Origin of the sequence: Halalkalibacter urbisdiaboli (genome assembly GCF_002156385.1) — a bacterium.
GTDB classification, from domain to species: Bacteria; Bacillota; Bacilli; order Bacillales; family Bacillaceae_D; genus Halalkalibacter_A; species Halalkalibacter_A urbisdiaboli.
Window position 1 is genome coordinate 672,714 of the sequence record NZ_MVJM01000001.1, and the last position, 12,325, is coordinate 685,038.

The 12,325-nt window shown below is 38.8% G+C and carries 16 protein-coding genes; 3 read left to right on the top strand and 13 right to left on the bottom strand.

Going from position 1 to position 12,325, the window contains the following annotated elements:
* Positions 1-138: 138 nt before the first annotated feature.
* The 4 genes from B1R93_RS03485 to B1R93_RS03500 all read right to left on the bottom strand — a co-directional run bounded on the left by B1R93_RS03485 (position 139) and on the right by B1R93_RS03500 (position 3,371).
* Entirely contained in the window at positions 139-1,296 is a 1,158-nt protein-coding gene (locus B1R93_RS03485) for a M20 family metallopeptidase (RefSeq protein WP_088102574.1), read from the bottom strand.
* Positions 1,297-1,450: 154 nt separating this feature from the next.
* Positions 1,451-1,978, bottom strand: a complete 528-nt coding sequence (locus B1R93_RS03490; protein WP_165763713.1) for a class F sortase — start codon at positions 1,976-1,978, stop codon at positions 1,451-1,453.
* Positions 1,979-2,012: 34 nt separating this feature from the next.
* Positions 2,013-2,729: a DUF4397 domain-containing protein gene (locus B1R93_RS03495; RefSeq protein WP_088102576.1), complete on the bottom strand. Its 717-nt coding sequence runs from the start codon at positions 2,727-2,729 to the stop codon at positions 2,013-2,015.
* Positions 2,730-3,050: 321 nt separating this feature from the next.
* Entirely contained in the window at positions 3,051-3,371 is a 321-nt protein-coding gene (locus B1R93_RS03500) for a hypothetical protein (RefSeq protein ID WP_088102577.1), read from the bottom strand.
* Between the two features lie 76 nt (positions 3,372-3,447).
* Between B1R93_RS03500 and B1R93_RS03505 the strand changes: the two genes are divergently transcribed.
* The gene (locus B1R93_RS03505; protein WP_088102578.1) at positions 3,448-4,062 is read left to right on the top strand and encodes an NUDIX hydrolase; all 615 of its coding nucleotides are present in this window, start codon (positions 3,448-3,450) and stop codon (positions 4,060-4,062) included.
* A gap of 3 nt (positions 4,063-4,065) precedes the next feature.
* Here B1R93_RS03505 and B1R93_RS03510 read toward each other — a convergent pair whose 3' ends face one another.
* The 3 genes from B1R93_RS03510 to mtnN all read right to left on the bottom strand — a co-directional run bounded on the left by B1R93_RS03510 (position 4,066) and on the right by mtnN (position 6,734).
* Positions 4,066-5,565 carry an MDR family MFS transporter gene (locus B1R93_RS03510; RefSeq protein ID WP_280949453.1) on the bottom strand — a complete coding sequence of 500 codons (1,500 nt, stop codon included), beginning with the start codon at positions 5,563-5,565 and terminating at the stop codon, positions 4,066-4,068.
* 140 nt (positions 5,566-5,705) lie between these two features.
* Entirely contained in the window at positions 5,706-5,951 is a 246-nt protein-coding gene (locus B1R93_RS03515) for a YrhC family protein (RefSeq protein WP_088102579.1), read from the bottom strand.
* A 90-nt stretch (positions 5,952-6,041) separates the two neighbouring features.
* Positions 6,042-6,734, bottom strand: coding sequence for a 5'-methylthioadenosine/S-adenosylhomocysteine nucleosidase (gene mtnN, locus B1R93_RS03520; protein ID WP_088102580.1), 693 nt, complete (start codon positions 6,732-6,734; stop codon positions 6,042-6,044).
* 145 nt (positions 6,735-6,879) lie between these two features.
* On the opposite strand from mtnN, the gene B1R93_RS03525 reads away from it, so the two are divergent.
* Positions 6,880-7,092, top strand: a complete 213-nt coding sequence (locus B1R93_RS03525) for a DUF2536 family protein (protein WP_088102581.1) — start codon at positions 6,880-6,882, stop codon at positions 7,090-7,092.
* Between the two features lie 26 nt (positions 7,093-7,118).
* Here the strand turns inward: B1R93_RS03525 and B1R93_RS03530 are convergent, their stop codons facing one another.
* Entirely contained in the window at positions 7,119-7,712 is a 594-nt protein-coding gene (locus B1R93_RS03530) for a YrrS family protein (RefSeq protein ID WP_088102582.1), read from the bottom strand.
* Between the two features lie 182 nt (positions 7,713-7,894).
* Here B1R93_RS03530 and B1R93_RS03535 point away from each other — a divergent pair, with 182 nt between their 5' ends.
* Positions 7,895-8,098 carry a zinc ribbon domain-containing protein gene (locus B1R93_RS03535; protein ID WP_088102583.1) on the top strand — a complete coding sequence of 68 codons (204 nt, stop codon included), beginning with the start codon at positions 7,895-7,897 and terminating at the stop codon, positions 8,096-8,098.
* Positions 8,099-8,174: 76 nt separating this feature from the next.
* Here the strand turns inward: B1R93_RS03535 and greA are convergent, their stop codons facing one another.
* The 5 genes from greA to B1R93_RS03560 all read right to left on the bottom strand — a co-directional run bounded on the left by greA (position 8,175) and on the right by B1R93_RS03560 (position 12,260).
* Positions 8,175-8,651 (bottom strand): transcription elongation factor GreA, encoded by a 477-nt coding sequence (gene greA, locus B1R93_RS03540; RefSeq protein WP_088102584.1) that lies wholly within the window; start codon positions 8,649-8,651, stop codon positions 8,175-8,177.
* Positions 8,652-8,759: 108 nt separating this feature from the next.
* A complete protein-coding gene (gene udk, locus B1R93_RS03545; protein WP_088102585.1) occupies positions 8,760-9,395 on the bottom strand; it encodes a uridine kinase in 636 nt (211 codons plus the stop codon).
* Positions 9,395-10,657 carry a peptidase U32 family protein gene (locus B1R93_RS03550; RefSeq protein ID WP_133058597.1) on the bottom strand — a complete coding sequence of 421 codons (1,263 nt, stop codon included), beginning with the start codon at positions 10,655-10,657 and terminating at the stop codon, positions 9,395-9,397. Before B1R93_RS03550 ends, udk begins: the two co-directional genes overlap by 1 nt.
* 15 nt (positions 10,658-10,672) lie before the next feature.
* Positions 10,673-11,602, bottom strand: coding sequence for a peptidase U32 family protein (locus B1R93_RS03555; RefSeq protein WP_088102587.1), 930 nt, complete (start codon positions 11,600-11,602; stop codon positions 10,673-10,675).
* A 16-nt stretch (positions 11,603-11,618) separates the two neighbouring features.
* The gene (locus B1R93_RS03560) at positions 11,619-12,260 is read right to left on the bottom strand and encodes an O-methyltransferase (protein ID WP_088102588.1); all 642 of its coding nucleotides are present in this window, start codon (positions 12,258-12,260) and stop codon (positions 11,619-11,621) included.
* Between the last annotated feature and the right edge of the window lie 65 nt (positions 12,261-12,325).

The window sequence follows — 12,325 nt, forward strand, 5'->3', positions numbered from 1 at the left end:
TCGAACTCGACTTCCCATTTAGGTACTACTCATGGACTTGTCACGCTAGCCCCTCCTTTCCTTTAACTATGGTTTATGTTATTCAAGAATGTTCATAAGCATTAATAAAAATATAGTACTGCGATAACAAGAAAAGACTTACGCCCCTGCGTAAGCCTTATTATCTTGAATTTGAACTAAACGTTGAATCACTTTAGCCAGAAGTAATGTTCGTTCGGTAAACGATGGTATTTCTAAGTACTCTTTTTCACTGTGGGCATTACCTCCAACTGGTCCTAACCCATCAATTGTTGGGATGCCAAGAGCTGCAGTAAATGACGCATCGGAGCCTCCACCTGTTTTTGTATCTTTTATTGTTAAGCCAAGCTCTTTTCCAACATTTTGAACAATGTGAAATAGCTCGGAAATTTTTTCATCTTTAATCATCGGTGGTCGGTTAATGTCTCCGGTTAATTCTATAATGGTCCCTCTTACATCCGATGATGCGCATACCTCTTCAATTTTATGAGCTAATTCCTCTGCTTGCTCCTGTGTTGCGACACGAACATCAATATGCCCTACCGCTCGTGAAGACACAGTATTGACAGCGGCACCACCTTCAATAATTCCAACATTAATAGATACCCCATGTTCATGATCATTTAACTCATAAAGCTTTACAATTTTATGGGCAAGCTCCTCAATCGCACTACGGCCTTTTTCCGGTTCAATTCCAGAATGGGCAGCTCGTCCCCTTACCTTTAACGTAAAGCGGCCGTTTCCACGACGTTCTGTAACAACGGAGCCATCTTTTCTAGCAGGCTCCATGACAAGTACATAAGACATTCCTCTTGCTTCCTGTTCAATTAATGAGCGAGATGTGATTGAACCAATTTCCTCATCTGTTGTTAGTAACACCTTCACATGCTTGTACGATGAATCACCTTGCTCTCTTAATGTTTCAAGCGCGTAAAGAACGGCCACAAGACTTGCTTTCATATCTATGACTCCTGGTCCGTATGCCCGATTCCCTTCGATTTTAAATGGCCGTTTTTCAGCTGTTCCTTCTGGAAAAACGGTATCCATATGCGCAACAATTAAAATTGAAGGCATCGTAACTTTAGGGTGGCTAATAATTAAATGATTGCCCCGTTTTCTTTGTTCAATTTCTTTTATATCATAGCCAAGAGTTTCAAATCTTTTACGTAATATGCTTCCTACTTTGTCAATCCCTTTTTTTTGATAGGAGCCACTGTCAATATTAACGAGTTCCTCAAGTAACATCAACATATCTTTTTCTTTAGACTGAACGTCCATCGTGCTTCCCCTTACCTTCCAAACAATTTTTACTTGTTTTAGATGTTACACTATTTTTCATGAACAATCGACATAAATTGATGATTTTCTACTCCTATTATATCTTATGTTCGAAGTCAATACACGGTTTCTATTAAATAAAACCGAACAAGCCCTATTGGACTCGCTCGGTTAACGGGACAAAATGATGATAGCTTCCAACACGCTTCGCTTTAACGACAAGCCGATGTGTATGTGTTTGTTGTTCTCGATTATAGTACCCTTCACATGTTACGAGCGTTAACGAGGAGGGGCCAGTTACTTGATATACTTCCTGCAATGGAGCTTCTTCTCTTCGATAGGAAGTTACTTCATCCACCTGAAACATTAACAATTGATAACGACGGTCGATAATATAAACCATATCACCAGGCTTGATGTGCTTTAATGAATAAAAGATTGCCGGTCCTGTATAATCATCAAAATGACCAGCGATTACTGCACTTCCTCTGCCACCTGGATTCACTCCATCTTTGTACCAAAATACTTTTTCTCCATCAGGAGGAATGTTGGTAAGTTCTTGTCTTCCTAAAGCCTCCACCGGTGCTTCAATGTTTAATGAGGGGATTTTTAATAAAATGGGTTCTACTCCTGTTTGACTCGGTTCTGCGTTAACTGTATTCACCGAAAGGAATGACGTCAAGATAACAATCCCAAAAATGAATCGACTCATCTTTTTATTGGACTGGGGATGCCCCACCAAGACCAGTCTTCGGGATATCGTTTGGCATTGGCATATAATCTGTAAGAAGAATGACCTCAAGCTCGGGAACACCATTGACCAACCCCATAACAAAAGCAGTAAAAACAGCCCCTTCTTTCATATCCAGATCATAAATCTCAACAACGGCGTCATCCGTACCCGCAATATGCAATTCAAAATCGTGTAACCCTGCATCTAATTCCATATAATCAGTTACTTCGGTGAACGTTACTTCTTGGAATAATTCATTTCCAATCGGTGTTGCAAGCTCGAGAGCGGAGGCATCAGGGGAGAAATGAGCTAAGCGAATCTTTGTTTTTCCTTCTAGCGTTTCCTGATCATCTGTCATCGTTGCTAGCTGGATAGTTTCAAGATGACCGACAGCAGCTAATGTATAATTAGTTCCCTCTTCAACGAGAATCTCCTCACTAATAAGAACGGTACTCTCATCATCAGCTGGTTTAATTTCTAGCTTATGAGTAGATGGAGGAACGAGAAAATATTCGCTAACATCTGAATAATCTAACCCCTGGATGATACGTTCATCATTTGCATAAACATCTAGTGGAGGAGCATCTGGGGAAGCATGAATAATTCGGACAAGGCTCTCTGTTTCTTCTGCTGCATGTCCAAACCCGGCAAATCCTAACAACATCAAACTGCAAAGAAACAGTTTTAGCATTTTTCTCATGTTTTCATCTCCTTATAATAATTTCTTTCTTCTTCGTTATCTTCCCCATAAGGAAGAAAGAAGTATACAATATGAGTGCTGTAAGAAGATGTAAATCCTTGTTTTAAATTAAACCAACAAAAAAAGCCAAGCAATATGCTCGGCTAACGTCGCTACTGCGACAACAATGGGGGAGAGTAGAGAGAACTTTTTTGGAAGCTCGGTCTAAGACCTTTCCTGTCTCTAATGTAACGTAGTCATCATTAAATGACATTAACTTTGTTAATTCTTCTTACAAAATAATTAGGTTATGGAAGAAATGAATGGGGGGTTTTGTCTATTTTACGGGAAGTATCCATCCTTTTCTTCAATCTCTAAAACATGCTGAAGTGTTGTTACTAAATTCGAAATTGGTTCATCTTTCGTTTCTCTAGCCAATTTTTCAACGTCCTCGTATAATGCAAGTAATGTCGTTTCAATATTTTCGGTTTGAACGCTTTCTGTAGCTGGATGTGTAACGACATGTGAATGACTCACACTTGTAAAATCTGAATCACCTATCATTTCTTTTACGTTTCTTATTTTTTCTGCAACTTCTTTCGTTAATGAAGATTCCATGGTGTTTATTTGGGATAAGAGATGTTCCACTTGTTTTTTGTTCATTTCCATCCCTTCCTTTTCGGAAATGTTACATATAGTATGTACAACTACGTTATGATTATGATGAAAGGAGTGTCGTATGGAACATATTTTCAACCTATTAAAGGGACGAGAGCCTGGTATTCTTGGACAGAGTGAGCAACGACAATCTGCTGTTGTGCTACCACTTGTTCTAAATAATGATGAGTTAGGTATATTATTTGAGGTTCGCTCTCATTCTTTACATAAGCAGCCCGGTGAAATTTGTTTTCCTGGTGGAAGAATTGATGCTAAGGATGGTTCACCTCAGCATGCAGCGATTCGTGAATTAACTGAGGAAATTGGAATTCCGGCAAATGCACTAGAAATTGTTGCTCCTCTTGATGTACTCGTAACACCATTTCGTGGAGTTATTTATCCTTTTGTCGGCTATATTCATGATTTATCACATCTAAAACCAAATCATGAAGAGGTCGACCATGTATTTATCGTCCCACTTTCTTATTTATACGAAAACAAGCCAGAACGATATGATATACAGCTTCAATTTCAGCCTAGTGAGAATTTCCCATTGGACGTTATCGCAAATAAAGAACGGTACAGTAAGCGAGTTCATCAGATTCCACAATATTTCTATTACTATAACGATTATGTTATATGGGGGTTAACTGCACAAATCTTATACCATTTTCTAGAATTAACAAAACCGAGATAATAATTAGTTATCTCGGTTTTGTTTCAGATTATCTTTAGGCAATAATAAGACTAAAATAAAGCTTAATATCGCAAAAAAACATATACCTAGAAAAACTGCTCCTAATCCACTAGAAAGAGCTGCTTGTAAAATCTCTAATTCAATACTTGGAAGTGTACGATCTTGTCCCGTTTCGAGTAATGAATTTACAGCGTCTAAGGTCGGAGCAAATGAGAGTTCTCGTTCAAATTGTGATAAATACTGCTGTAAACGACTGTTTAATAACCCTCCTAGAAAAGCAACTCCAACCGCCCCGCCTAGTGAGCGCATAAACATGTTCATTGCTGTCGCTTCCCCTCTAACATTCCAGGAAACTGTTGTTTGAATCGATACAACAAACGTTGTTGTTGCAAAACCCATTCCTACCCCGATAAAGAAAGAAGCCATACCAGCCCATACCGGATGTAAAATAATAGGTAGCATTAAGTAACATATTGAACCTACTAAAAGAGCCGTCCCACCAATAACCGCGGTCATTCGAAATCCAATTTTTAGCATCAGTTTTCCGGCAATTGTTGATGATACCGGCCAACCAATTGAAATTGCTGTTAGCGTTAATCCAGCAATTAGCGGGGATTGGTTTAACACACCTTGGACATAGGTCGGAAGGAAACTCGAAATAGCGAGTAACATAGCGCCCGATGTAAATGAGGCAATATTAGCATAGCGGAGTCCCTTTTGCTTCCATAAACTTAAGGTCATCATAGGTTCCTTAGCCCTTGATTCCTGTAAAATGAATAACACAAAGCTAAACAAGCTTGTGAGCACTAACAGGATGATCGGTCCTGAGTTCCAGGCCCATCTGACTCCACCTTGGATCAGAATAAGCATTAAAGATGAAACGCCAATAAGTAGAAGTAATGCACCTGGATAGTCAATATATCGCTTACGTTTTTCAATCGATTCGTTTAAAAAGAAGATAACCCCAAGCATAGCAAGTACCCCAAAAGGGATATTAATCCAAAAAATCCATGCCCAATGCAAATACTTAATAAAAACTGCACCAAGTACAGGACCTAAAATGGCTGAAATTCCCCATACACTAGCCAAATATCCTTGTATTTTAGCTCGCTCTTCCTTCGTGTACATATCACCTACAATTGTCGTAGCAATCGGTTGAACAGCCCCTGCTCCTAATCCTTGAATGAATCGGTAAACAATTAATAACTCCATTGTTGAGGCAAACCCACAAAGTAAAGAACCGATTAAAAATATGAAGATACCAATGGAGAAAATAAGCTTTCTTCCAAATAAGTCAGAAAGCTTTCCATAAATCGGTATCATAATGACCTGCATTAATAAATACGCGGAGAACACCCAGCTAAATAAAGAAAATCCCCCTAAATCAGCAACAATCCCGGGAACTGCGGTTGCGACAATCGTTGCTTCAACTGCTGCCATAAACATCGCTAAAATGACAGCCACTAATACAAAAGGACGATGCGTTTCCCGTTGTTTTTTCAATTTTGTTCCCCCTACCACTATTCACAACAATCTTTCCTTATTTTAACACAAGAAATGAAGAGTTACCTTTACTATGTATTAGGAGCCTATATACAAAAAGAGAATGCAGGACTAGTTTAGCCTAACATTCTCTTTAACATTTATGATTCATTTTCATCACTATGCATCTGCTGTTGTATCTTCATCGCCATCCTATGACAAATGAATGCTAATCCAAGCATAATAAAAACTCCTGCCACTACAAAACCTTGTAGCTCTATTTTAATCGCTGTAGTCGGAACAATTAACCCGATAAAAAGAAAGATACTTAACGACAAAAGAATAAACGCAAACCTTTTGTAATCTAAAATCTTTGACTCAAGATCTTCTACTAGTTTCTCTCTCATGAATCTTCCTCCTATTCTCTTACCTTATTCTATCATCTTTCAACAAAATAGGAGGATGTAATGTTTATAAGGAGAGGAAATCCTCTCCAATTACTTCAGACCCTCTAGCATGAGAAGTACCTGTTTGGCTGAATGGACAGACGCGGTCTCTAAAAATTGGTCATATGATACTTTCGCATCTGATCCTGCAATATCTGAAAGTGAACGAATGATAACAAATGGAATATTAAATTGATGACATACTTGAGCAATCGCTCCTGCTTCCATCTCAGCGCAATAAGGGTTAGTAAATTGTTGCTTTAAGCTTTCAACCCGTTCGTGATCACTCATAAAGGAATCTCCAGATAGAATAAGACCTTTTACTGCAGTTACGCCGACCTTCTCTGCAGCCTTTTCTGCAAGGTGAATAAGCTCTTCATTTGGTGTATAACAAGCAGGCATTCTTGGTACTTGTCCAAATTCATATCCAAAAACAGTCGCATCCACATCATTATAACGGACCTCTGTTGATATCACGATATCACCAACCTGTAAGTCTTGATGAAACCCACCAGCTGAGCCCGTATTTATGATCTGATCCGGCTGAAATAATTGGATTAATAAGGTTGTACCAATCGCAGCATTCACCTTTCCAATGCCCGACTTTAAAAGAATAACCTCCGTTCCATCTATCGTGCCTTGATGAAATTCACACCCCGCAATCGTTGTATCTTGACGATGATCTAGCTTCTCTTTTAACAGTTCTACTTCTTCATCCATTGCACCAATAATTCCAATCTTCATTTAAACTCCATCCTTTCTTCTTTCCTTCTCATCTATGTACCTGTTTATTTCCTTTCCTAGTATACACATCTAACAAAGTTAATTCACTTGTTTTTTACTAAAGGCTCTTATACGATATGGATACTAAGATGTTGGAGGTGAAATTATGACTATCCATTTAGAACGAATCGAGGACAAGATTGAATGCTACGAGGAAACAAGCATGGAAGCTCTCGAGAAAAAAATCAATGACCAGGTTGATGTAAATAAAGTGCTCATGCTTGAAGTAAACCGCGTTGATTATCAAATTTATCAACACCCTAAATCCGGCGCCCCGATTTATACTGCCATTGTCCATTTCAAAGCAAAACGAGCCTAGTTTGAACTGCGGCTCGTTTTTTAACATTATCCTTTATAAGGATTAGATTCTAATTCCACCTTTTCAACGGGTAACCATCCTTGCCCATCAATCCACTCTAACCTCACTTGGTATGGGGTATCTTGTTTATCAGGTGCACTTACAGTCCCTAAAGCACTTGTCGCACTCCCGCCATTTTCTAAACGCCAAACAATCATATCGTCTCCAAGACCAGTTGCATATTGAATGGCCTTTGTCATTTCGTTCCAATTGACACTATTTTTCGTAAAATCATGGGAAAACTCGCCTGTTTGCTCTGTACCAATTGGTTGCCACTCACCGTCTGGAACCGGTTCTAACTGCTCTTCCTCTTGCGGGTCTTCCTCCTCGACATTGTTGAGATCTTCTTCAACATTAGAAGCCTCGTCGTTTTCGTCTTCATTCACTGCTTGATTCGGTTCTTCTTGCTCTATTTCTGTTTCCTCCGTCTCTGATTCTACGGATACTTCTTCTGATTCAGACATTCCTAAAAAGATCTGAGCAGCAAAAAATAGAATAAGAATGACGACTACACCAATAGCTACATTTAACACACTATTAATTCGTTTTTTCTTTCGATGTTCAAATCGAGTTCCTTGCATTCCTTTCCACTCCCCTTCTCCCTCTATCTATCCTAACATTATACAAAAACTTTGTGAGGAACGCGAATCAGTCTATTTTATCATTTTCAAATTAAACGTTCATTACAAATTCACCCTTTTTTGAAACTTTTGTTTTTACTCTTCGTTATATAGAGAGAGCCGAAGATTTAGGGAGGGATTTCATGACTGAAAAAGGTTGTATAAAATGTGGTCATACCGAAGCGGAAACGAAGGAAATTGCGACAACTGGGACTGGTTTCTCAAAAATGTTTGATATTCAACATAATAAGTTTTTAGTCGTTTATTGTACAAATTGTGGTTACTCCGAGCTTTACAATAAGAATGCCTCAAATGCTTCCAATGTCATCGACTTCTTTTTTGGTTAACAAATAACCCGAAGCTCCATAGTGGAACTTCGGGTTATTCTTGTACACATTATTTATAAAGTTTAGGAATAAAACTTTAACGAATTTCTAAAATCTCGATTTCCATTTCGCCACCTGGTGTATTAACAACTACTCTGTCATTAACCGCTCGTCCAAGTAAGCTCTGTGCCATCGGAGAATCATTCGAAATTTTCCCTTCTGCCGGATCTGATTCAGCACTACCTACGATTGTATATTCTTCCTCATCACCATCAGGTAGCTCAATAAATTTCACTGTTTTTCCTAAGGAGACAACGTTTGCAGAACCTTGCTCTTCTTCAATAAGAACAGCATTTCGGATCATTTTCTCTAGCTGAGCAATACGACCTTCTACAAAGGCCTGCTCTTCTTTTGCTGAATCATACTCAGAATTCTCAGATAAGTCACCAAAGCTACGAGCAATTTTTATACGCTCAACGACTTCCTTACGTCGTTCAGTTTTTAAGTACTCTAGTTCTTCCTCAAGCTTGTGTTTACCATCCATTGTCATATAATGCTTTTTTTCTTCAGCCATGTCATTCACTCCTCAAATATAACTACAAAATAATTGCCATGTATAGAGATTATCAATACATATGTAGAAAAAGAAGCAAGGTTTGAAAACCTCGCTTTCCTTATGCTATTACAAAATCGCGTTCTCTTCAATAATTGTACGAATTTTTGTCACCATTAAATCAATTGCGACACGATTTTTACCACCTTCTGGGATAATTACATCTGCGTATCGCTTAGTTGGTTCAATAAATTGAAGATGCATCGGACGTACAACATCCGTATACTGCTCGATGACCGATTCAATAGAACGCCCTCTCTCACTTATGTCACGGGAAAGTCTACGAATAATGCGAATGTCCGCATCGGTATCTACAAAGAGTTTAATGTCCATTAGATCACGGAGACGCTCATCTTCCAAAATAAGAATCCCTTCTAAGATGATAACATCCTTCGGTTCAATCCGAACGACCTCGTTTGATCGTGTATGTTCTTTATAATCATAAACAGGCTTGTCAATTCCGCGACGATTTGCGAGCATTTGCAAATGTTCTAGCAATAATTCACTATCAAAAGCCAGTGGATGATCATAATTCGTTTGTAACCGTTCTTCAAAGCTCAGGTGACTTTGATCTTTATAATAGGCATCCTGTTCAATAAGTACAATGGATTGCTCACTAAATTCCTCAAAGATTTCTTTTGCAACAGTCGTCTTACCAGAGGCCGTACCTCCAGCAACACCGATTATTACCGGTTTTCTTGCCATTATCTAACCTCTTTACGCATCATATTTTGCGGATAAACCTTCTCAGCCACCTTAAATTTCACAATTTGTAAAGGATGGCGAGCCGCATCAAGTTCATTTCCATCTTCATCCCAAATCGTTCCTACCGTCTGAATAAAGTTTGCCCGTTCAGGACCAAAAAATTCTACCTCATCACCTGGTTTAAAATGATTACGTTGCTGAAGCGTAACGATCCCTGTTTCTTCATCATAATCAAGAACAAGACCTGCAAAGTCATATTTTGTACGTTTTGGGTGATTTCCATACATCTGTTCTTCATAGGTTGGTGTTCCTTCAAAGAACTGTGCTGCAAAGTCACGATTTGCACATTTTTCTAATTCGTCTAACCACGCTTTATCAATTTGGAAATTATCAGGATCTGCACAATAGGCATCAATGACTTTGCGGTATACACTAGTCACAGTTGCAACATAGTGAATCGATTTCATTCTACCTTCTACCTTCAAACTGTCAATGCCAGCCTCAATCATCTTTGGAATCCCTTGAACTAAGTTTAAATCCTTAGGACTCATCGTATAAGGTGCATCATCTTGAGAAAATAATGCCTTTTCTCCTTCACCATTTGTTTCGAATAGGTCATACTCCCATCGACAGGACTGACAGCAGCCACCTCGGTTAGAATCGCGGGCCGTCATGTGATTACTTAATACGCATCGTCCTGAATAAGAGATACACATTGCACCATGTATAAACGCTTCAATTTCAATATCGACATGTTTTTTAATTTCAAGCATTTCTTCAAGCCCAACCTCACGAGCTAGTACAACACGATGAAGTCCTTCTTCTTTCCAAAACTTTACCGCTAACCAGTTACTTAATGACTGTTGTGTACTTAAGTGGATTTCAAGCTTTGGTGCGGCCTTTTTACAGGTTTCAATAATAAGAGGATCTGCAACAATTATCCCCGTTACGCCAACTTCCTCAATAGCCTGTAAATATTCTTCTAACCCGTCCATGTTTTCATTATGTGCATAAATATTCGTCGTAACATAGATTTTCGCACCATATTTTGTGGCAAATTCTACACCTTCTCTCATTTGTTCAATGGAGAAGTTATCTGCACTTGAACGTAAACCAAATTCTCGCCCACCAATAAAAACAGCATCCGCCCCATAATGAACAGCTACTTTAAGCTTCTCAAGGCTTCCAGCAGGCGCTAGAAGTTCAGGCTTCTTCGTTATCACACGTTTTCCCTCAGCATTACGCTCAGCAATCAATTGCATTGTTATTTCCCTCCCTTAGTAAACCGTTTCTTTAAAGAAAAAGCCTGTATCAAGTTTCCGGTTGATTGGTTGAATCTCTTCTATTTGCCGAACATAGCTATCTTTATTTTCCTCATAGGTATCCCGGTCTTCTACACATAAATCTATTGCATCACGGTAAAGTGCAACAACCTTTTCCATATACTCTGTTGTTTTTAAAATACCTTCAATTTTAAATGAATCCACTCCTGCATCTACCATATCCTCTAACTCATCAATAATGCAAATGTCATTTGGACTCATAATGTGAGTACCGTTTTCATCTTCAAAAATCGGATACTTTGCATTTCTTTCAGCATCAAATAAAAAGAGCTGTCGATCTTGGCTTGTCCGTTCTACCTCTAAGTTTTTACCTTGAAACTGCATATAATTCCCAATTAGCATTCGTTTCGATTGGAACATATTTGTCATCCCATGGACTTGAACTTCCACTTCGACGTCAGCATTCTCCTTTATTTCAACGATTGCATCCATATTAATTTCTCTTGCTAAAACAGCACGCTTTGCCCCTTTACGTCCCCAATAATTCGCCGTAAACCAATTTGTTGCTGTCATTTCTGTATTCCAATGCAGCTTCATTTGTGGAGCTACTTCCCGAACAGTCATTAATACAGCGGGGTCCCCAAACATAATTCCATCAACCTCAATGCTACTTAAAAAGCTAACATAATCTGCTAACTCGTTAACCTTATGATTATGAAAAAGTGCATTCATGGCGACATACACTTTTTTTCCGCGTTGATGCGCTATTTCCACTGCTTCCCGAAGTGCAGAACGATTAAATTCCCCTGCTAAGCGTAACCCATAGCGTTCTTCTCCAATAACAAACGCATCCGCTCCAGCATCACTTAATCTCTTTACTGCTTCAATATCTTTTGGTGTGACTAATAGCTCAGGTTTTTTCATTTCGTCACCCTCCCCCTTACCGTTTCTTAATACTAACTGCTAGTCCATCACCGACAGGTAAAATTCTCGTTTCATAATCGGAATGGTCCATAAGCCATTTATTATATGTTCGAAGCTTTTTAGAAAGGCTCCGCAATCGTTTATTCTCAATTTCTTGTTCTGCCACAAGCCCTCGAAATAACACATTATCCGAAATAATAATACCACCTATGTTGACACGATTGCTATATAAATCAAAAAATCGCTGGTATTGACCTTTTGCAGCATCAATAAATAATACATCAAAAGGGGGTTCTTCTTCAAGTTTTTCAGCTAATTCAAGCGCATCTCCAAATAACACGTGAATTCGACCTTGCAATCCATTTAATTTAATATTTTCTAAGGCAAGCTTGTAACGCTCTTCATCACGCTCAATCGTCACGACGGTTGCATTCGGAAGAGCTACAGCCATTCGAATGGCTGAATAGCCAATTGCTGCACCAATTTCTAAAATACGTTTTGGTTGAACTATTCTTAATTGCTGAAGTAAGCTTTCCATTCCAACTAGGTCCATGATTGGTACTTCATGTTCTTTTGCGTACCGTTCCATTTCTTCTATCCGCTCACCTCTTGCAGGAACAAGTGTTTTCAAATAGTCTTCTACGTGAGAATCTAGCATGGTTGTTTCCTCCAATATTTTTCGATAAAGAGAGGGAATGTGCCTACGTCACATCCCCTCCTCTT

What these genes read in the sequence shown, in the direction of transcription:
- B1R93_RS03500 (WP_088102577.1), bottom strand. Translation starts at nt 3,371, where the DNA reads ATGAACAAAAAACAAGTGGAACATCTCTTATCCCAAATAAACACCATG.
- B1R93_RS03550 (WP_133058597.1), bottom strand. Translation starts at nt 10,657, where the DNA reads ATGCAATTGATTGCTGAGCGTAATGCTGAGGGAAAACGTGTGATAACG.
- greA (WP_088102584.1), bottom strand. Translation starts at nt 8,651, where the DNA reads ATGGCTGAAGAAAAAAAGCATTATATGACAATGGATGGTAAACACAAG.
- mtnN (WP_088102580.1), bottom strand. Translation starts at nt 6,734, where the DNA reads ATGAAGATTGGAATTATTGGTGCAATGGATGAAGAAGTAGAACTGTTA.
- B1R93_RS03535 (WP_088102583.1), top strand. Translation starts at nt 7,895, where the DNA reads ATGACTGAAAAAGGTTGTATAAAATGTGGTCATACCGAAGCGGAAACG.
- B1R93_RS03485 (WP_088102574.1), bottom strand. Translation starts at nt 1,296, where the DNA reads ATGGACGTTCAGTCTAAAGAAAAAGATATGTTGATGTTACTTGAGGAA.
- B1R93_RS03515 (WP_088102579.1), bottom strand. Translation starts at nt 5,951, where the DNA reads ATGAGAGAGAAACTAGTAGAAGATCTTGAGTCAAAGATTTTAGATTAC.
- udk (WP_088102585.1), bottom strand. Translation starts at nt 9,395, where the DNA reads ATGGCAAGAAAACCGGTAATAATCGGTGTTGCTGGAGGTACGGCCTCT.
- B1R93_RS03495 (WP_088102576.1), bottom strand. Translation starts at nt 2,729, where the DNA reads ATGAGAAAAATGCTAAAACTGTTTCTTTGCAGTTTGATGTTGTTAGGA.
- B1R93_RS03560 (WP_088102588.1), bottom strand. Translation starts at nt 12,260, where the DNA reads ATGCTAGATTCTCACGTAGAAGACTATTTGAAAACACTTGTTCCTGCA.
- B1R93_RS03505 (WP_088102578.1), top strand. Translation starts at nt 3,448, where the DNA reads ATGGAACATATTTTCAACCTATTAAAGGGACGAGAGCCTGGTATTCTT.
- B1R93_RS03525 (WP_088102581.1), top strand. Translation starts at nt 6,880, where the DNA reads ATGACTATCCATTTAGAACGAATCGAGGACAAGATTGAATGCTACGAG.
- B1R93_RS03555 (WP_088102587.1), bottom strand. Translation starts at nt 11,602, where the DNA reads ATGAAAAAACCTGAGCTATTAGTCACACCAAAAGATATTGAAGCAGTA.
- B1R93_RS03530 (WP_088102582.1), bottom strand. Translation starts at nt 7,712, where the DNA reads ATGCAAGGAACTCGATTTGAACATCGAAAGAAAAAACGAATTAATAGT.